This is a genomic window from Pseudorhodobacter sp. W20_MBD10_FR17, from assembly GCF_052119765.1.
GTDB lineage: Bacteria > Pseudomonadota > Alphaproteobacteria > Rhodobacterales > Rhodobacteraceae > Pseudorhodobacter.
The window spans coordinates 12,094-30,828 of record NZ_JBGQOQ010000027.1 but is presented as its reverse complement, the minus strand read 5'-3'; the positions used below and the strand labels follow the sequence as shown (position 1 = coordinate 30,828).

The window sequence follows — 18,735 nt, the reverse complement described above, 5'->3', positions numbered from 1 at the left end:
ATGGCCTTAAAGATAAGAGGAATGCGCAGATGCAGATTTACAGCGATTTGGCCGATGCTATTGGCAAAACCCCCCTCATCCGCCTGAAAAAAGCGTCAGAGGAGACGGGCTGCGAAATTCTGGGCAAGGCCGAGTTTATGAACCCCGGCCAATCGGTCAAGGACCGTGCAGCGCTTTACATCATCAAGGACGCCGTGGCCAAAGGGCTGCTGAAACCCGGCGGCACGATCGTTGAGGGGACTGCGGGCAATACCGGCATCGGTTTGGCGCTGGTCGGGGCCTCGATGGGGTTTCGCACGGTGATCGTTATTCCTGAAACCCAAAGTCAGGAAAAGAAAGATATGCTGCGGCTTGCGGGCGCAGAATTGGTGCAGGTGCCTGCCGCGCCCTATAAGAACCCGAACAATTATGTGCGCTATTCCGGGCGTTTGGCGGCCAAACTGGCGCAAACCGAACCCAATGGCGCGATTTGGGCCAATCAGTTTGACAACACGGCCAACCGGCAGGCGCATGTGGAAACCACAGGCCCCGAAGTCTGGGAACAGACCGGCGGCAAGGTTGACGGGTTCATTTGCGCGGTTGGGTCTGGCGGCACTTTGGCTGGTATGGCGCTTGCTTTGCAGCCCAAGGGCGTGAAAATCGGGCTGGCCGACCCAGAGGGCGCGGCGCTGCATTCGTTTTATACCACAGGCATCATGGACAGCCCCGGCTCGTCGATCACCGAAGGCATCGGCCAAGGGCGGATCACGGCCAATCTGGAAGGGCTAAAGCCCGACTACAGCTATCGCATCCCCGATGCCGAGGCGCTGCCGATTGTGTTTGACCTGCTGTCAGAAGAAGGGCTTTGCCTTGGCGGCTCGTCGGGTATCAACGTCGCAGGGGCCATTCGGATGGCGCGCGAAATGGGGCCGGGGCATACAATCGTGACCATTCTGTGCGACTATGGCACGCGCTATCAATCCAAGCTGTTTAACCCGGAATTCCTGCATTCCAAAGGCCTGCCTGTGCCAAAATGGCTGGACGCAGGCCCGCGCGATATTCCGGCTGTGTTCGAAGAATGAAGCATTTAGCCGATCGTAAAATCGCACGCTTTTTCCTGTCGCTGACTGTGGCGATGCTGCTTGGTTTTGGCAGCATCGCGCCGGTTTTGGCACAGACCAATTTGACAACCGGCGTAAACCCGGACGCCGAAGAAGTTGAGGCACCGCTGGATTATGCCGAGTGGGAAAAATTTGCGACCTCGGCAGATGATTTGATTGGCGATCCCAACTCTACCGATATCCGGCTAGAGACATTGCGCAGCGAGATCGCATCTTGGCGTGAAAAGTTTTTGGCGGCGCAAGGCACAAACGCGGCACGTTTGACGACGATCAGGGCGCAGATTGACGCCTTGGGGCCGGCGCCGGCAGAAGGCACGACCGAGGCCAAAGATATCGCCGCGCGTCGGGCTGATCTAGGCAAGCAGCTGACTGTCTTGCAGGCACCATCGATTGCCGCCGTCGAGGCCTATAGCCGTGCCGATGGCCTGATCCGTGAAATTGATGTGCTGGTCCGTGAGCGCCAGACCGATGCGCTGCTGCAGCTTTGGCCAACGCCTTTAAATCCGGCGGCTTGGCCCGAGGCGATGGATTCGGTACTGGCATCGGCCAAGGGGTTGACGGATGAACTGACGACGAACTGGCAAGACGAATCCAAGCGCGCGACAGCGTTGGATAAATTGCCGCCGATTGTTTTTCTGCTTTTATTCTCGGCGCTTACCATTCTACGGGGCAGGGCGCTGATTGAAGGCGTTGCCTTTCGTCTGTTAGAGCGCGGGCAGTCCAACGCGCGTGAGATTTGGGCCTTTGTGGCCTCACTTGGCCAGATTGTTATCCCGACGCTTGGGGTGCTTGCATTTTCAACCGCCGCGATCATGTCGGGGATGCTTGGCCCGCTGGGCGAGGTTGTCGCGGGCGAACTGGTGGTTTTTGGCGTCATTGTGTTTGTCGCGCGTTGGATCGGATCAAGCAATTTTCCGCGTGCTAACAGTGTTCAGACGCATTTGCGTATGTCGACGGCGGCGCGCGCCAAGGGCCGGTTTCTGGCGCAAGCCTTGGGTTTGGTGCTGGGCTTTGAGGTGCTGCGCAAAGCGTTTTTGCCTGCCGGTCAGTTGACCGAGGCAAGCAACTCGATCCTGTCTTTTCCGACGATCTTGGTTGCTGGGTATTTCCTGTTCCGTTTGGGCAAACTGCTGCTGCGCAATTCGAATGAAGAGCAAGGCGACGAAGAGGATTTGAATACAGCGCAATCTTTTGCGACACGTCTGATTTCACTAGTCGCGCGCGCTGCGATGGCTGCGGCAGTCATTGGTCCGTTCTTGGCAGCAATCGGCTATATTCCTGCGGCGCAAGGCTTGGTGTTTCCGATGGTGGCCTCGCTCGGGTTGATCGGGCTTCTGTTGACCCTGCAAAACCTTGTCGGGGCGATTTATTCGGTGGTTATCCGTTCGGATGAGCGTGGGCGCGATGCGCTGGTGCCCGTGCTGATCGGCTTTTTCCTTAGCTTTGCCTCGGCCCCGTTCTTTGCGCTGATTTGGGGCGCACGGATCGCAGACCTGACCGAAGTTTTCACTAAAATGCGCGACGGGTTTCAGATTGGCGAGACCCGTATTTCGCCATCAGATTATGTTTTGCTGGCGGTGGTGTTCGGCTTTTGGTTCTTGGTGACACGTCTGCTGCAAGGGGCGTTGAAAACGACGATTTTGCCCAAGACCAACCTGGACCAAGGCGGGCAGAACGCGATTGTCGCGGGCGTTGGCTATATCGGGATTTTCCTTGCGGCGTTGATCGGGGTGACGGCTGCGGGCATCGATCTGTCGGGCCTTGCGATCGTGGCTGGTGCGCTGTCGGTCGGTATCGGTTTTGGTTTGCAGAACATCGTTTCAAACTTTGTCGCGGGCATTATTTTGCTGATCGAGCGGCCGATTTCCGAAGGCGACTGGATTGAGGTAAACGGCGTGATGGGCACCGTCAGCGGGATTTCCGTGCGCTCGACCCGTATCCAGACCTTTGACCGGACAGATGTAATTGTTCCGAATTCGGATTTTGTTTCCGGCATGGTGACGAACTGGACGCGGTTTAACCTGTCAGGGCGCTTGATCGTAAAGGTCGGCGTTGCCTATGGCACCGATACCCGCAAGGTCGAGACGATCTTGCGCGAAATTGCCGAGGCGCAGCCGCTTGCCGTGTTAAACCCGCCGCCAAATGTTCTATTGGTTGATTTCGGCGCAGATAGTCTGGATTTTGAGATCAGGGTGATTTTGCGCGATGTGAATTTCTCTATGGCCGTTCGGTCCGAGATGAACCACGAGATCGCACGCCGCTTTACCGAAGAGGGGATTGAAATACCCTTCGGGCAGCGTGACATCTGGTTGCGCAACCCCGAGGTCTTGGCCCAACTGGCGGCGGCACCCGCGCGCCAACCCGGAGAGCCGGTGGCCTTGGTTGAGCCGGTCGAGGAGGTGCACAAACCAAGTTTGCCGCGCAAGGAGCTGTAGATGACGGATTTGTTGTTTCGCACCGACCCCTATCAATCCGAGGCCGAAGCCGTGATCGTGGCGCATACGCCCGAAGGCGCGATTGTATTGGATCGAACTGTGTTCTACCCAACCGGCGGCGGTCAACCGGGCGATAGCGGGCATTTGCTGTGGGAGGATAAGATCCTGCCGATTGCAACGGCCGTTAAAGTGGGGACTGACCAAGTGGGCCTTGTGGCGGCCGCGCCTGCCCAAATGCCTGCTGTGGGAACCATGGTTCGCCAAGTTTTGGATTGGCCGCGTCGCCACCGTCACATGCGGGTGCATACTGCGTTGCATTTGCTGTCGGTGGTCATTCCCTTGCCGGTGACCGGCGGGCAAATCACGGCCGAAAAGGGCCGGCTTGATTTCGCGATGCCCGAGGCACCCCGCGATATGCACGCGATCGAAGAGGCGCTGAACCGCTTGATCGACCGCGATTTTCCGGTGACAGAAAGCTGGATCACGGATGAAGAGTTGTTGGCCAATCCCGGCCTTGTGAAAACCATGTCGGTTATGCCCCCCGTGGGCACAGGCCGCGTGCGTTTGGTGCGCATCGGTAACGCTGAACGGCAGATCGATTTGCAGCCTTGCGGTGGTACCCATGTCTCGCGCACCGGTGAAATTGGCCGGGTGGTCCTCGGAAAAGTCGAAAATAAGGGGCGGCAGAACCGCCGTATTAGCCTAAGTTTGGTTGATTGAAGTATTTGGGCGCGCAATCGCATGAATTGTGGATTGTCCCCCTTGTCAGCGCCCATAAATGCAGGCTAAAGACCCCATAACGGAGCGGTGGCCGAGTGGTCGAAGGCGCACGCCTGGAAAGTGTGTAGGCGGGGAACCGTCTCGAGGGTTCGAATCCCTCTCGCTCCGCCACATTACCTTTTTTGATGATTTTAATGGGTCGCCTTGGGCGGCCTTTTTTCTTTATTTCATTGGGCTTTCTTGCGCTTTTTGATTGTTCTGGATTTCTTTCGATTGGCCTCGTATGCTTTTCTTGAGTGGTATGAAATGTGGTATGACCTATGGCCCTGACTGGTAAGCTGACAAAGAAGCTGGTGGAGAATCTGGGCGCTGGGCGTCATGGCGATGGCGGCGGGTTGAATTTGGTCGTTGATCCATCGGGTGCACGGCGCTGGATCGTGCGGGTTGTGGTCAAAGGCCAGAAGAATGCCAAAGGCGCACCTTTGCGAACTGACTTTGGTTTAGGCGGGGCCGATGTGGTCACGCTGAACCAGGCACGGGAACGCGCGCTGGAATATCGCCGCATGGCTAAACAAGGCCTGAACCCCCGATTTAATGCCACTCGTGAGATACCCACATTTGAGGAAGTCGCGGGGCAAGTTCATATTGACCGGATGCCAACTTGGAAGAACACCAAGCATGGTGCGCAATGGATCAACACCTTGCGCGACTATGCCTTTCCCAAGATCGGGCGGATGCCGATTGATAGCATTGGTCAGCCGGAGGTGCTGATGTGCCTGTCGCCTATCTGGACCGAAAAGCATGAAACTGCGCGACGTTTAGCGCAGCGTATTAAGATCGTGCTGGATGTCGCCAAGTCAAAGGGCTTCCGGTCGGGTGAAAACCCCGTGATTGCGATCCACGATGCCCAAGTGTTGCCCAAGGTGAAGGCCAAGCCTAAGCACCACAGCGCGATGACGTGGGCAGATGTGCCTGCGTTCTATGCCGATTTGAAAACCCGTGATGCGATGGCCGCAAAAGCGCTGATGTTCACCTGCCTAACAGGATCACGCACGGGCGAGGTCTTGGGGATGCAATGGGGCGAGGTTGATTTTGAGGCGAGGTTGTGGACCTGCCCTGCGGATCGGATGAAAGGCGGCGTAGTTCATCGGGTGCCGTTAACCGATGAAATGATGGCGATCATCGAACCCTTGCGTGCGATGCAATCGGAATATGTGTTTGAAGGCCAAAAGCGGCACAAGCCTTTGTCAAACATGGCCATGCTGATGCTGTTGCGCCGGATGGCTGTTGAAGGCGTCACTGTGCATGGGTTCAGGTCCACTTTCCGCGATTGGGCCTCTGAGGCGGCAAACGCACCGCGCGAGGTTGCGGAAATGAGTTTGGCGCATAAGGTGGGGAATGATGTGGAACGCGCCTATGCGCGGTCTGATTTGCTGGAAAAGCGGAGAATGCTGATGGCGCAATGGTCGCAATTTGTCTCATCCGGCTGCAATCCCATGTGCAAGGAAGGAAATACTTAAATGTTTTGCCCTGCTGGCTACGTCACACTTGCTGAACTTTGGAAGGAATTCTTTGCCAAGTACCGTGTGCCGCTTAGCCGTCGCGCGATAGATCAGTTTGGGAAAAGCGACTTCCAATTAGGCGAGACCTTCGGCTCTCCCGATGACTATTGCGAGGACGTTTTTCTATCGACATTATCGGACATGCGCGTCTTTGCCGCTGCAGCCGATGGTCGCGTAGCGCAACTTGAAACAGCGCCGGATGGGGCCCGCTCAAGGCTCTTTGCGAAGATGTCGCCCTTTGAGAGTTTTCTTGCTGCGCGCAATCCGACAGAAGCAGGTGTGGACGGCTTCTGGCTGCGCAGGATCGGATCTGACCATTTTCAGGAATGGAACGTTACAACCCAGACATTCAGTGATTGGAACGCGCAGTTTGGTGGATCGGACGGCCAGGTTTCTAAACGTATATACTTTCACTCTTTGCCATTCGCTTTTGAGCGTGGTCGCTATGTCGTGCCCGATGATGCGCCACCTTGGATCTGCGACGTCATCGATGAGCACTATTTACCGCGCATGATCGCGACTTTTCGCGGCAGCGCGCTGTGCATTGAGGATAAAGCAGCCCGTAAATGGCGTAACTTGGTCCTCAACGCGCTCGAACTGCCGCAGCTTGGTGATCTAACCTTGCAGAAACCCTTAAGCATGGGGCGACCAAACAAGGTCGCAGCAATCTCACAAGCCTATCATCTTCACTACCCTGACGGGCATAGTGTGACGATGAAGGAACTAAGCAGAGTCCTCGAAAAAGAAACGCGGATGACCTTTTCCGTGAAAACACTGCGCCGCGCGATTTCAATGCCTGTAAACGCGACCGACAAAACTCCGGATTAAATGGGACAAAACTAGGGACAAAAGTCGTTTAGAGTTTTGTCCCTTTTGCCCGTCTTCAAAAACGAACCTCATCAAGTGCAGTTCTGAACCCTCAAACAAACCAGAGGTGACCAGAACGTGGCCAATCTTTTTCAACATAATCGTACCTATGTGCTGGGCGATCCCGAGCTCGACGTCATCGGGGATCGTGAAAAGCTGGCGCAGTGGCGTCACAAGGGTAACGGGCCCGCCTATTACAAACTCGGACGTAAGATCATCTATCTCGGCGCTGACCTGAATGCTTGGGCCGAGGGCTGTAAGGTCGAACCTCTATCGTTGGAGGTGAAGTGATGGTTGCCCAACCTTCCCAAGCTCAGGCCGATCTTTTCTCTGAAACGCCGCGCAAGATGCCCCCACCTGCAAGGAAGCCCGCGCCCAAAGCGAAAACTTCCTGCGCACAGTGCGTGGAAAGCTACTGCAACGTTCAGGACGTTGCGGATCGGTACAAAGTCTTCCGATCAACTGTGTGGCGCTGGGTCAAAAAAGACCCTGATTTTCCAAAGCCCATAAGACTTACACCCGGCACGACGCGATGGATTCTCAGTGACCTCGTGCGCTTCGAACACGCACAAAAATCAAAATCAAACCCGAAACGTCATAATAAAGGAGGGTTCTAACATGGCTCGGTCTTATAAAGGTGTGCCGCTCAAAAAGAACCGCGTTTACAACGTCGAGGATATTCAGCGGCTCTTTGATGTCAGCGCCAATACCATTTCGAACTGGGTTGGCGAGGGATTGCAGCCTTCTGATCTGTTGCGTCCCTATGTGTTTCAAGGCGCGTCGCTTCAACACTTCCATCTCCAGCGCCGAGAGCGTTCACGCAAGAATCTTCGGGCGGGCGAGTTTCACTGCACTGGATGCAAGGCGGCGGTTTTTCCGGATGTTGAAACAGTCCGAGACTTAGATGCGAAATCTGGAAAGCACATGTATATTGCGGTCTGTCCTGACTGTGAAAACCCGCTTTATAAGCTATCAAATGCGGCGGATCGCGACATTGTTTTGGATTGTCGCAATCCAAACTCCAGCAGGCAACGCCTACACGAAGAGAAAGATCAAATCCCAGGTGGTATTGGGATTGAAGCGGCTGTGCTCGTGCCAAAGCTCTATCTCGCCAATGACCGGACCATTTACAAATGGTTGACCTATTCAGGGCGCTTTGACGATAAGACGGTCGATGGCCATCTCTCGGCGATCCGGTATTGTGACGAAATCTGTGGGGGAAAGCTGTTTGAGCACTACACGGTCGAGGACGCCGCAAGGGTTCGCGATGATCTAAAGCGGCGGGTGCGCAAGGATGAAGACGACAACCTTTCCACTTCGACGGTAAAACACCGCGCGTCGCATCTCGTCTCTTTTTTCGAATGGTGCTTAAAGCAAGACAGCTTTTCGCGGCTTCCCAAGGATCTGTCAGCATATTTCCAGCTACCAAAGGCGGCATTTGCTGCGGCCCCGATGCGCGTGTTGCGGGCATTTCCGACAATCGACGAAGCACAAACCTTGCTGTTGGCGATGCCGTCGGCGTCCCTTTATGATCGGCGGGCGCGGGCGATCTTTGCCATCGCGTTTCTTGGCGCTTTGCGCGCAGATACGGTTATCTCATTGCGCTTGAAACATGTGGATGTAGCGGGGCAACGGGTCATCCAGGATGGCACAACGCTACGCTCCAAAAACGGCAAAAGCGCCAATATCTCGTGGTTTCCGATACCTCCGGTCTTCGCTGAAGAAGTAGTGCGGTGGTACGAAACCCTACATGCGTTAAACTATCGCGATGAAGATGCGCTGTTTCCAAGTGCCGAAAACCTGTTTAGCCACGGCCTTTCGGTCGTTCCGAACCGCAAGCCAATCCCTGTCATGCTCACCAAACACGCCGCCTCGGAAGCTTTCGCTATTGCCTGCCGAAATGGAGCCAACAATTACTCGCCGCATAGTGCGAAGCACACTATTGGTTCTTTGCGGGACGAAAAGCATCTGACCCATGCCCAAAGGCGCGCTTGGTCCGAAAACATGGGGCACGAAAGCGAACGTATCACTGAGACGCATTACGCGAAGTTCTCTGAAGTTCAGCGGGCTGAGGTCTTGGCAAGCATCGCGCATGGGAGTGCGCCTATCGTCAAGAGCCTCTCCGACGAGCAAAAGGATGCGTTCTTGGAAGATCTGTTTGAGTTGCTGAGTAGGCGAGGGCGGCTTAATGCTTTGGGCTGAAGTCCTGGCAAAATGAACTGATGCGGTGGATGCCCCCACCCAGCGGCATCAATTGGGCCAAGATGTTTTTGTTGTAACCACCAAGAGGGAGGCATCCATGTCGGATATTAGCATATTGGCGATCGATCTTGCCAAGAACAGTTTTCAAGGTTGCGGCGTCAAGATCGATGGCGTCGCTGTTTTCAACAAATCAGTGTCGCGGTCACGGCTTATCCAGCTTTTGTCGGATTACACGCCGTGTTTCGTTGCGATGGAAGCTTGCGCCACGTCGCATAGGCGTCGTCTCAAAATCGAGACTGGAGTGTGAAAAACTTGAATTGTAGGGAAGTCCGTGCTTCCTGTACCTGAAATCTACTTGAACCAAGGCGATGCCCCAATGTCTTTCTTACGCAACGTTGCGATGGCAGCGTCTATCATCAGCGCCGAATTGGCTACCGCGGACACCTTAACCTACGGGAGCCTTCAATACAGTCACGACGTTCCTAACGTGCTGTTTTTGATGGGCCATATCAAAAGTAACGATTCTTTCGAACTGCGACGCGCCATGCGCGATCAAGCGATCGATCTTGTTGTGACGGCTAGTCCGGGAGGAAACCTTTACGAGGGGCTACAGATCGCTGCTATCCTACATGATAACAAAATAGGAACATACGTCCCAGAAGGCGCAAGTTGCGAGTCTTCCTGCGCCAACATTTTCCTAGGCGGTACCAGCCGTTTGCTTCTTGGTGAACTAGGAGTTCATCAATTCTACTCGGGCGGGCCTGACGCCGACAATGCTACCTCTCAAAGTGTGACGACCGCTGTGACACAATACACCACAGCAGACATTATCGGCATCATGAACCAATTCGACACCCCCCCCTTTGTCTATGAAAAGATGTTCGGCACGGAGGACATTTACTACTTTAGTGGTGCCCAAAAAGCACGACTTAACTTGGGACTGGACGACACTGCTTTCAACGCGCGGGTGACGGAGGTGAACGCCTTTCTTTCACAAACACCGATTAGCAGCATGCGCCCCGATAGTTTGCGCGCCCCTGCCACGGTTGCCAATTTACCAGCATCGGTGACACCCCCAGTTGCGCCGAAATATCCAACAATCGAAGAATCCGCCGTCGTCCTTTTGGCATCCATCAACAGCGACTGGTCTTTGCCAAACGAACAGGCCCTACCACGACTGGCCGCTTATTACGCCCCTGGCGTGGATTTTTTCGGGAAAAGCATGTCTCATGCTGAGGTGATGGCCGATAAGAAAGCTTTTGCCAAACGTTGGCCGATCCGTGACTACTTGGTCGAACCCGGAAGCGTTCGCATGGATTGCAGCTCAGAAGGTTGCGCCATAGAGTCTACGATTGCGTGGGTTGCGGCCTCGCCACAGCGCGGAGCTAAAGCGTCGGGGCGTTCGACATGGACGCTGCTGCTCGTTGCATCAGGCGGTACGCTGAAGATCGCGAGCGAGGGGGGAAAGACTCTAAAGCGCAACTGACACTTTCCCGTTGCGGCTACCCCCCTGGCGCTTTGTCTCGGACAGCGCGATGCAGTTGTGTTGGTCGAGAAACATGCAAGTTTATGATAAATAAAAGAAATGGTGATAATTTATGACTATTTTTGAGTGGCCGGGTAAATCTGCAGAATCCGAAGGCGGGGTGGAGCATCCGGCGGTTTATCATATGCTGGATGTGGCGGCAGTTGCCGAGCTGTTGACTGCACGTTTTGTGTTGCCGGTACCACTGCGTGATGCTTTTGTGCTTCTGGCCGCTTTGCATGACCTTGGCAAAGTCAGTGATAGTTTTCGGCGCATGCTGCGTGAGGGTGTGGCGCAACCTTTCCGCCATTGGGAGCTGACAGAGGTCTATCTGTTGGCCAATGACCAAGCCCTTTCTGCGCAGTTGGGCGGGACGCCTCGGGTGCGCGAAGTGCTGTATGCTGCCAGCGCAGGCCATCACGGGCGGCCCCCCACCATGGCGGGTTCGGCGTTTCGGCGGGCGATGATGGCGGCGGGCAGTGGGCAGGGTGATGCCAGCACCGCGCTGAGGCAGGTATTGGCGTTGTGGCCAGAAGCGCGGTTGGACGGAGTGACCCTTCAGCGCGCGATAGAGCTGTCTTGGTGGCTGCCGGGGTTGGTGACTGCAGCGGATTGGATTGGGTCCAACACGAAATGGTTTGCACCGTGCAATCGCGAGATGCCACTGACAAGCTATCTGAGCCATGCCCGCGAGAATGCTCTCCTTGCGGTAAGGGAAGCGGGGTTGGCCGACATCGCACCCTGCAATACCCAGATGTTTGATTTTGCGTTGCGCCCGATGCAGTCTGCCTGTGCCGAGATCGCGTTGCAGGACGGACCGGTGCTGGCGGTGATTGAGGACGAGACCGGTGCGGGTAAAACTGAAGCGGCCCTGATCCTCGCACAGCGGATGCTGATGGCGGGCAAGGGGGGCGGGCTGTTCTTTGCCTTGCCGACGATGGCGACAGCGGATGCGATGTTTGCACGGGCCGTTGATGTTGTGGGGCGTATGTTTGATGCATCCCCCTGCGTAACTTTGGCGCATGGCCGCGCGGGTTTGTCGCAATCGTTTCGCGACTTGCTCCCCGTTGCGGCGTATAGTCCCGATGATGTGACCTGTACTGATTGGCTGCGTGATGGGCGCAGGCGTGCGCTTTTGGCGGATGTCGGGATTGGCACAATCGATCAGGCCTTGCTTGCGGTTTTGCCTACCAAGTTTCAAACGCTACGGCATTTTGGGCTGTCGTCGAAAATTCTGATTGTGGATGAGGTGCATGAGTTGGGCGAACCCTATATAGGGGCTGAGTTAGAGCAGCTTTTGCGGATGCATCGCGCGGCGGGTGGCTCGGCCATATTGCTGACGGCAACGCTGCCTTTGGCCCAAAGGGCGCGGTTGCTGGCAATTTATGGCGGGGCAGCTAACAGCCGGGCCTATCCGGCACTGACCCTGGCGGCTGGGTCTGCGCGCAATGATTTACCGCAAGAAACTGGTGCGAAAGGTGCGGTCGCGGTGGAACGGCTCGGCAGCATGGATGCGGCAGTCGATTTGTTGGTGGATGCAGCTTCACGAGGTGCGGCCTGTGTTTGGGTGCGCAACGCGGTGGATGATGCGATTGCGGCGGTAGCGGCGTTGCGGGCGCGTGGGGTTGCGGCGGATTTGCTGCACGCGCGCTTTGCGTTGAGTGATCGCAAGCGGATAGAGGCCGACGCGCGGGCACGGTTTGGCAAGGATGGCACGGGCCGTGCAGGGCGCGTTTTGGTCGGAACGCAGGTGTTGGAATCCTCACTCGATCTGGATTTTGACGTGATGGTGTCGGATCTGGCCCCGATGGCGGCGCTGATCCAGCGGGCAGGGCGTTTGTGGCGGCATATGGATCTGCGACCAGCTGCGGGCAGGCCAGTGGCGGCTCCTGTGTTGTATGTCATCTCACCTGATCCGACAGAGGTGCGGGATGATAAATGGTTGCATGGTGTGTTGGACCGTGGGGCCTATGTGTATCCGGTGGCGGACCAGTGGCGCACGGCGGATCATCTGTTTGCGGTGGGGCAGATTGTGGCCCCGGGTGGCTTGCGCGACTTGATTGAGGCGGTGCATGGGGTGCAGGCCCGTGATGTTCCTGACGCGCTGACGGGGGCCGAACAACAAGCGCAAGGCAAAGGGCAGGCCGAGCGGACTCATGCCGCGCATAACATCATTCGGCTGGAGGAAGGGTTTCGCGCGGCGGGCCGTGGCGATGATGATGCGGATTATCCCACACGGCTGGGACAGATGCAGCGCGTGTTGGTGTTGGCAAGGCTGCAAGCGGGGCAGTTGGTGCCATGGGCCGAAGGGGAAGCGTGGGAGGCTTGGACGCTGTCCGAGGTTTCGGCGGCCTTGTCGCGGCTGGATGCCTTGCCCTTGTCCGATCAAACCACCTCGGAAATCGCCGCCATCACCGCCGATTGGCCCGAATGGAAGCGCAGCCAGATGCGGCTTTGCCCGGTGGGGGAGGAGGGGCGGATTTGCGAGGGATTGCGCTATGACGCCACGCTTGGGTTGGTTTGGGACTAGGCAAACCGCATATCCGACAGAATTTAACTTTACAGGGTTGTTTTTAAGTGGTCTTCTTCCCGTATTAGATGTGTTGAGGGTGGTGTTTTGTCGCTCAATTTGATTGATGATGCTTGGATTCCAGTTATTTGTGAAGATGGGTCGCGGCGGGTTATTGCGCCGTGGCAAATGGCAGAGGCGGGCGTGTTGCGCCCAGATTGGCCGCGCCCGGATTTGAATATTGCGTGTCTTGAATTGCTGATCGGCCTTGTGGCTTTGGCTGACCCGCCAGCGGATGTCGAGGATTGGGATGCAAGGCGCAGCGCCAATCCGGCGCGGTTGCACGAACGGCTGGCCCCTTTTGTGCCCGCGTTCAACCTGGTCGGCGACGGGCCGCTGTTTTTGCAGGAACTTGGTGGGTTAGAAGGCCAGCCGAATGCGCCGGATATGTTGTTCATTGACAGCGCAGGCGCGAATGCGGCCAAGAATAATGCGGATTTGATGGTACATCGCGGCCGCTATCCTGCGCTTGCCTTGCCCTTGGCGGCCATGGCGCTGTTTACCTTTCAGGCCCATGCCCCTGCGGGTGGGGCTGGCAATCGCACCTCAATGCGGGGCGGTGGGCCTTTGGTCACGCTGGTCGATCCGGGGCAGGGGCTTTGGTCGCTGGTCTGGGCCAATGTGCCAGATTGCGCGGCGGGTAAGCTGACCGATTTGCCGTGGATGCGGGCCACGCGCGTTTCTGACAAAGCGCTGGAAACCGCGCCGCCAGAAGGGCAGGTTTTCGGGGTCGAAGGGTTTTTCGGAATGCCACGCAGGTTGCGTCTGGTCGAGGGAGGCGGGCAGATCACGGGTGTGATCCAAAAGCCTTGGGGCACCAATTACGCAGGATGGAAGCACCCGCTGACCCCCTACTACCGACAAAAAGTCGCCGACATCTGGTTGCCAGTGCACCCGCGCGCGGGCAGTTTTGGTTATAGGCATTGGTTGGGCATTTTGGCCGAGGCTTCCGACGGGACGCTGCGTGAGCGGGCAGCGTGTTTGCGCAAATGGCGGGGGCGGGTGCTGTTTGACAATTCCTCGGTCATTGTAGCGGGTTGGGCGATGGACAATATGAAGCCGCGCGATTTCATCTGGTCGGTTCAGCCGTATCTGGAGTTGGAGGCCGATGGTCCTTTGATGTTGGAAGGGTTGATCCTTGCCGCCGATCAGGCCTCGCTCGCGCTGCGGATGGCGTTGGAGCCAGTTTTGGCGGGGGGCGAGGCGCGGGAGTGTGAGAGAGAGCAGTTTTATAACGCAACTGAAGCAGCGCTTGGTACAGGCATTGCCGCGCTGAAGGCGGGGCAGGCGCTACAGGAGGTTGCGCGCTATTGGTTGGCGGTGTTGCGCGCGCAGGCTTTGGAACAATTTGAGGCACTGGCGCTGCCAGGGCTGGACCAGCGTGAAACTGATATCATCGCTAGAATCATCCGCGCACGTGGGATTTTGGGGGGCAATTTCTACGGTTACGGTAAATATGGCCGCGAGATTTATCAGGCGCTGATGATGGAGCCCCCGGCAACCAAGAAAGGAAAAGCAGCATGACGGACGAGGATAAAACCCCCGGCCAGATTATTCTTGGTTGGTGGGGGCGGGCGCTTGGCGATCGAGAGCGGCCTGCCGCGCGCGCGTTGGCGGCGCGGTTACGGCGGGCTGGCCCGATAGAGGCGCTGGTGGAACGCGAAGTGCAGGAGCTCGCGCGCGCCTTGTCGCTTGGCCCTAATGATGCGCCCCGCCTAGCGCGGCTGGTCTGCCTGTTGGCAGAGCTGCGCGATCATGTGGCGGCCCCTTTGGCGGCGCGTCTAGGAGGGGCAGAGCCAGTTCTGTCCACGTTGCGATTTCAACGGCTGATGCGGGCAGAGGGCGATGAATTGGTGCCATTGTTGCGCCGTGCCATTGGCATGGCCGACGGTAAGGCAAATATCGCAGCGCTTGGCGCGGACCTGTTGTTTTGGAACGACAAGACCCGCGCGCGCTGGTGTTTTCAGTATTTCGGGGCTGAAACCCCGGCAGATATGCGCAAGGAGATGACCCAATGACCCAATTCGTGCAGTTCCATTTGCTCACCAGCTATGGCCCCTCTAACCCCAACCGCGACGATCAGGGGCGGCCCAAGCAAGCAATGCTGGGTGGTGCGCCGCGTCTACGGATGTCGTCGCAATCGCTGAAACGGGCGATCCGCCAAAGCGCCTTTTTCGCGTTGGATCTGGCAGATCATACCGGTACCCGCACCAAACGCTTGCATGAAAAGCTGGTAGAAAACCTTGTGGCAAAAGGGCATGATGCCGAGGGTGCTGGGAAAGCGGCGGATGTGGTCGCGGTGATTTTTGGCAAGTTGGACGCGCCCAAGAAAGAGGGCGGCAAGGTGGCGACGACTCTGACCTTTATCTCTCCTCATGAGTGGAGCTTGGCCATGGAGCTGGCCGAAAAAATCGTTACAGGTGAAGAGGTCCCAAAGGATAAGGAGCTGAAAAAGCTTGTGCTGCGCCGCGCGGATGGGGCGGTTGATATTGCAATGTTTGGCCGGATGCTTGCCGATGATGCCGATTTCAACCGTGAAGCTGCGGTGCAGGTGGCCCATGCTATTACCACCCATGCCGCACAGGCCGAAGAGGATTGGTATTCGGCGGTTGATGATCTGAACAAGGCGGATGAGACGGGCGCGGGCCATTTGGGCGAACATGCTTTTGGGTCGGGGATTTACTATCAATATGTCTGTGTGAACTGTGATCTGCTGATTGCCAACTTGGGCGGAGACAAAGCGCTTGCCGTCAAAGGGATTGAGGCTTTGGCTCGCGCTTTGGCCCAAGCGACCCCGCGCGGCAAGCAAAACAGCCATGCGCACCACCCTCGCGCCTACTACATTCGCGCCGAATGCGGCGACCTTGCACCGCGCGATCTGTCGGGGGCATTTTTTACGCCCATCAAGACGCAGCCTTGGCTGGAGACCTCTGTGGCGGCACTGGACAAGACCCGTGCCGATCTGGATGTGGCTTATGGTCAGGTTTGGGCCGATGCCTGCGTGATGCATGTCGGGGTAGGGGGGAAGATGGATGATATCGTTCGCTTTGCCGGTGATGCTGTGCGGGCGGTCTGATGCAGCCGCATTTGGTTTTCACGCTGACCGCTAGCCTTGGGGCCACCGGGGAACTGGCGGGGCATGAGCGTCGCGGTTCATTGGGCTGGCCGGGGCGTTCTGCCGTTCTGGGGCTGGTTGGGGCAGCAATGGGGATTAAACGTGGCGGGGATTTTTCGGGGCTGGATGCTCTGTCGCTTGCGGTTGCTATTTTTGACGAAGGTGTGCCGTTGCGTGACTACCATACGGTGCAGACCATCCCTTCGGCAGTGGTAAAGTCTGCGAACTCCCGCCCCGAGGCGTTGGCCGTGGCGGGCGAGCGGACCAATACCACGATCACCCTGCGCGACTATCGGGCCGGACCGCTTTATGGGGTGGCGTTGTGGAATGGTGATTTGGGGCCGCTCTGTGCGGCATTGGCGCGCCCGCAGTTCACGCTGTATCTGGGGCGGAAATCCTGCCCGCTTTCGGCCCCGTTGGCCGCGCGGATTGTGAGCGCCGAAGGGCCGGAGGCAGCCTTGGCAGCTCTGACCCTGCCACCTTGGTTGCGGTGCCGCCCTGATGGGGCGCCAACCTGTGCGGCCCTGATGGCAATCGACGCCTCGCCGCAGGATAACCACCGGATTGCTGTGCATGACGTGCCGCTGGATCGCTGCTACTGGCATTTCGCGCCGCGCCAGGTTGCCTTGCGCCGCGTGAACATTCAACCGCAGGGGGCCGCGTGACATTGTATTTAAGCAAGCTGGAGATATCACGCAGCCCATCGGCGCAGGCATTATCCTCGTTGATTTCCCCCGAGGAAGAGGGAGCCCGCGTGGTAGCCCATCACAAGCTGCTTTGGGCGGTGTTCAGCGATGGGCCGGACCGCGACCGTGATTTTCTATGGAGAGAAGAGCGTGAGGGTGTTTTTTTCACGCTGTCTAGCCGCCCGCCTGTGCAGACTGACCTGTTTGATCCGATTGAGGTGAAACCTTTTACCCCTGATCTGGCCGTGGGGGACCGGCTGGCTTTTGCGTTGCGGGCAAATGCGACGCGGATGAAGCGCGGGGGCGCGCGGGTGGATGTGGTGATGGACGCGCTGCACGATTTGCCCAAGGGTGAGCGGGCAGGGGCGCGGGATGCGATTGCCCAGCAGGAAGGTGCTGCTTGGGTGGCGCGACAAGGAGATGCGGCGGGGTTTGTGCCGCGTTCTGTTGTTGTGCAAAGCTATGCTGCGCGGGCCTTGGCTGGGTATCGCGGCCCGCGTAAAGGTCAGCCGCAATTCGGGGTATTGGACATGGTTGGCGAGGTTGAGATCACCGACCCTGCGGCCTTTGTGGCGCAACTGGCGTTAGGGTTCGGGCGGGCCAAAGCCTTTGGCTGCGGGTTGATGATGATCCGCCGCGCGTCATGAGTGGCGAGTTGCCAGGGCTTACACCCCCGCGCCCGATTCCGCTGAAAGATCGGGCATCACTGGTGTTTGTGGAACGGGCGCAACTGGATGTGCTGGATGGGGCCTTCGTGGCAGTAGACGCCGATGGCACCCGCACGCAAATCCCCGTGGGCGGGCTGGCCGGTATCATGCTGGAGCCGGGCGCGCGGATTTCCCACGCCGCGATTGCATTGGCGGCACGGGTGGGCACCTTGATTACTTGGGTGGGTGAAGGGGGCGTACGGCTTTATTCTGCGGGGCAGCCCGGCGGTGCGCGGTCGGATCGCTTGTTGTGGCAAGCGTCAATTGCGCTGGATGATACCGCACGGCTGCGGGTAGTGCGTAAGATGTTCGCGATGCGCTTTGGTGAGGATGCGCCGCTGCGCAGATCAATTAATCAATTGCGTGGGATTGAAGGGGTGCGTGTACGCGAAAGCTATGCTTTGCTGGCGCAGCAATATGGGGTGAAATGGACCCGCCGTAGCTATGATCCCAAGGATTGGGAGGGGGGCGACGTCCCCAACCGCTGCCTTTCCGCTGCGACGGCGTGTCTACATGGCTTGACCGAAGCCGCCGTTCTGGCCGCAGGATATGCCCCAGCCATCGGTTTTTTGCACAGCGGCAAACCTTTGTCCTTCGTTTATGATATTGCCGATCTCTACAAATTGGAAGTTGTGGTGCCTGAGGCGTTTCGCATCGCGGGGCAGGCGGCGCGCAACAAGCTGGATATGGCACCCGACCGTGCCGTGCGTCTTGCCTGTCGCGATGTGTTCCGTCGCAGTGGGCTGCTGGCCAAGATTATCCCAGCGATTGAAGAGGTGCTTTCGGCGGGTGAACTGCCGCAACCAGTATCGCCCGAAGATGTAATTCCGCCCGCGTTTGATGATCCTGCACCCTCTGGTGACGTGGGGCATCGCTAGATGATGGTGGTCGTCATCTCTAACGCGCCGCCTCGGCTGCGGGGGCGGTTGGCAGCCTGGTTGGTGGAGGTGCGTGCGGGCGTGTACGTCGGCGACTACTCCACCCGAACCCGCGAGATGATCTGGGAGCAGGTGCTGACTGGGCTGGACCAAGGCGACGCCGTCATGGTCTGGAAAGCGCCAACCGATCAAGGCTATGATTTTCTAACAACCGGCAAAAACCGCCGTGTGCCGGTGGATTTCGACGGATTGAAGCTGGTCAGTTTTTTTGGAGATAAGCGGTCATAATAGCCGTTTTAAAAGGCCGATAAAATCGGTACGCTCTTTGACATCGTAATTTTCCTGGTAGATCAATTATCTACAGGAAGT

Annotated in this window: 17 protein-coding genes and 1 tRNA gene; all 18 read left to right on the top strand. The window is 57.5% G+C overall.

Features of this window, described 5'->3' with window-relative positions:
• Window positions 1–29: 29 nt before the first annotated feature.
• The gene (locus tag ACEN2J_RS16030) at window positions 30–1,061 is read left to right on the top strand and encodes a cysteine synthase A (protein WP_442107119.1); all 1,032 of its coding nucleotides are present in this window, start codon (window positions 30–32) and stop codon (window positions 1,059–1,061) included.
• Window positions 1,058–3,535, top strand: coding sequence for a DUF3772 domain-containing protein (locus ACEN2J_RS16025; protein WP_442107118.1), 2,478 nt, complete (start codon window positions 1,058–1,060; stop codon window positions 3,533–3,535). The genes ACEN2J_RS16030 and ACEN2J_RS16025 overlap by 4 nt, the downstream gene beginning before the upstream one ends.
• The gene (locus ACEN2J_RS16020; RefSeq protein ID WP_442107117.1) at window positions 3,536–4,255 is read left to right on the top strand and encodes an alanyl-tRNA editing protein; all 720 of its coding nucleotides are present in this window, start codon (window positions 3,536–3,538) and stop codon (window positions 4,253–4,255) included. It abuts the gene before it with no gap.
• 81 nt (window positions 4,256–4,336) lie between these two features.
• A tRNA-Ser gene (locus ACEN2J_RS16015) sits at window positions 4,337–4,426 on the top strand.
• Between the two features lie 149 nt (window positions 4,427–4,575).
• Complete coding sequence (locus ACEN2J_RS16010) at window positions 4,576–5,775, top strand: tyrosine-type recombinase/integrase (RefSeq protein WP_442107116.1); 1,200 nt, start codon at window positions 4,576–4,578, stop codon at window positions 5,773–5,775.
• On the top strand, window positions 5,776–6,645 hold the full coding sequence (locus tag ACEN2J_RS16005; protein WP_442107115.1) for a hypothetical protein: 870 nt from the start codon (window positions 5,776–5,778) through the stop codon (window positions 6,643–6,645).
• A 117-nt stretch (window positions 6,646–6,762) separates the two neighbouring features.
• Window positions 6,763–6,975: a MerR family transcriptional regulator gene (locus ACEN2J_RS16000; protein ID WP_442107114.1), complete on the top strand. Its 213-nt coding sequence runs from the start codon at window positions 6,763–6,765 to the stop codon at window positions 6,973–6,975.
• Window positions 6,976–7,227: 252 nt separating this feature from the next.
• Window positions 7,228–8,886 carry a tyrosine-type recombinase/integrase gene (locus ACEN2J_RS15995; RefSeq protein WP_442107113.1) on the top strand — a complete coding sequence of 553 codons (1,659 nt, stop codon included), beginning with the start codon at window positions 7,228–7,230 and terminating at the stop codon, window positions 8,884–8,886.
• 97 nt (window positions 8,887–8,983) lie between these two features.
• Window positions 8,984–9,193, top strand: a complete 210-nt coding sequence (locus tag ACEN2J_RS15990; protein WP_442107112.1) for a hypothetical protein — start codon at window positions 8,984–8,986, stop codon at window positions 9,191–9,193.
• Between the two features lie 69 nt (window positions 9,194–9,262).
• Window positions 9,263–10,372 carry a hypothetical protein gene (locus tag ACEN2J_RS15985; protein ID WP_442107111.1) on the top strand — a complete coding sequence of 370 codons (1,110 nt, stop codon included), beginning with the start codon at window positions 9,263–9,265 and terminating at the stop codon, window positions 10,370–10,372.
• Window positions 10,373–10,484: 112 nt separating this feature from the next.
• Window positions 10,485–12,941 (top strand): CRISPR-associated helicase Cas3', encoded by a 2,457-nt coding sequence (cas3, locus tag ACEN2J_RS15980; protein ID WP_442107110.1) that lies wholly within the window; start codon window positions 10,485–10,487, stop codon window positions 12,939–12,941.
• 87 nt (window positions 12,942–13,028) lie between these two features.
• Window positions 13,029–14,504 carry a type I-E CRISPR-associated protein Cse1/CasA gene (gene casA / locus ACEN2J_RS15975; protein WP_442107109.1) on the top strand — a complete coding sequence of 492 codons (1,476 nt, stop codon included), beginning with the start codon at window positions 13,029–13,031 and terminating at the stop codon, window positions 14,502–14,504.
• Entirely contained in the window at window positions 14,501–14,998 is a 498-nt protein-coding gene (casB, locus tag ACEN2J_RS15970; protein WP_442107108.1) for a type I-E CRISPR-associated protein Cse2/CasB, read from the top strand. Before casA ends, casB begins: the two co-directional genes overlap by 4 nt.
• A complete protein-coding gene (gene cas7e, locus ACEN2J_RS15965; RefSeq protein ID WP_442107107.1) occupies window positions 14,995–16,056 on the top strand; it encodes a type I-E CRISPR-associated protein Cas7/Cse4/CasC in 1,062 nt (353 codons plus the stop codon). Before casB ends, cas7e begins: the two co-directional genes overlap by 4 nt.
• On the top strand, window positions 16,056–16,760 hold the full coding sequence (cas5e, locus tag ACEN2J_RS15960) for a type I-E CRISPR-associated protein Cas5/CasD (RefSeq protein WP_442107106.1): 705 nt from the start codon (window positions 16,056–16,058) through the stop codon (window positions 16,758–16,760). Before cas7e ends, cas5e begins: the two co-directional genes overlap by 1 nt.
• Entirely contained in the window at window positions 16,757–17,428 is a 672-nt protein-coding gene (gene cas6e / locus ACEN2J_RS15955; protein WP_442107105.1) for a type I-E CRISPR-associated protein Cas6/Cse3/CasE, read from the top strand. Before cas5e ends, cas6e begins: the two co-directional genes overlap by 4 nt.
• The gene (gene cas1e / locus ACEN2J_RS15950) at window positions 17,425–18,366 is read left to right on the top strand and encodes a type I-E CRISPR-associated endonuclease Cas1e (protein ID WP_442107104.1); all 942 of its coding nucleotides are present in this window, start codon (window positions 17,425–17,427) and stop codon (window positions 18,364–18,366) included. Before cas6e ends, cas1e begins: the two co-directional genes overlap by 4 nt.
• On the top strand, window positions 18,367–18,654 hold the full coding sequence (cas2e, locus tag ACEN2J_RS15945; protein ID WP_442107103.1) for a type I-E CRISPR-associated endoribonuclease Cas2e: 288 nt from the start codon (window positions 18,367–18,369) through the stop codon (window positions 18,652–18,654).
• Window positions 18,655–18,735 lie beyond the last annotated feature (81 nt).

Bases quoted from the DNA above. Each gene is read 5' to 3' on its own strand.
- ACEN2J_RS15990 (WP_442107112.1), top strand. From the start codon at position 8,984: ATGTCGGATATTAGCATATTGGCGATCGATCTTGCCAAGAACAGTTTT.
- ACEN2J_RS16025 (WP_442107118.1), top strand. From the start codon at position 1,058: ATGAAGCATTTAGCCGATCGTAAAATCGCACGCTTTTTCCTGTCGCTG.
- cas7e (WP_442107107.1), top strand. From the start codon at position 14,995: ATGACCCAATTCGTGCAGTTCCATTTGCTCACCAGCTATGGCCCCTCT.
- cas3 (WP_442107110.1), top strand. From the start codon at position 10,485: ATGACTATTTTTGAGTGGCCGGGTAAATCTGCAGAATCCGAAGGCGGG.
- ACEN2J_RS16030 (WP_442107119.1), top strand. From the start codon at position 30: ATGCAGATTTACAGCGATTTGGCCGATGCTATTGGCAAAACCCCCCTC.
- cas1e (WP_442107104.1), top strand. From the start codon at position 17,425: ATGAGTGGCGAGTTGCCAGGGCTTACACCCCCGCGCCCGATTCCGCTG.
- ACEN2J_RS15985 (WP_442107111.1), top strand. From the start codon at position 9,263: ATGTCTTTCTTACGCAACGTTGCGATGGCAGCGTCTATCATCAGCGCC.
- cas5e (WP_442107106.1), top strand. From the start codon at position 16,056: ATGCAGCCGCATTTGGTTTTCACGCTGACCGCTAGCCTTGGGGCCACC.
- cas2e (WP_442107103.1), top strand. From the start codon at position 18,367: ATGATGGTGGTCGTCATCTCTAACGCGCCGCCTCGGCTGCGGGGGCGG.
- ACEN2J_RS16010 (WP_442107116.1), top strand. From the start codon at position 4,576: ATGGCCCTGACTGGTAAGCTGACAAAGAAGCTGGTGGAGAATCTGGGC.
- casB (WP_442107108.1), top strand. From the start codon at position 14,501: ATGACGGACGAGGATAAAACCCCCGGCCAGATTATTCTTGGTTGGTGG.
- ACEN2J_RS16020 (WP_442107117.1), top strand. From the start codon at position 3,536: ATGACGGATTTGTTGTTTCGCACCGACCCCTATCAATCCGAGGCCGAA.
- ACEN2J_RS16005 (WP_442107115.1), top strand. From the start codon at position 5,776: ATGTTTTGCCCTGCTGGCTACGTCACACTTGCTGAACTTTGGAAGGAA.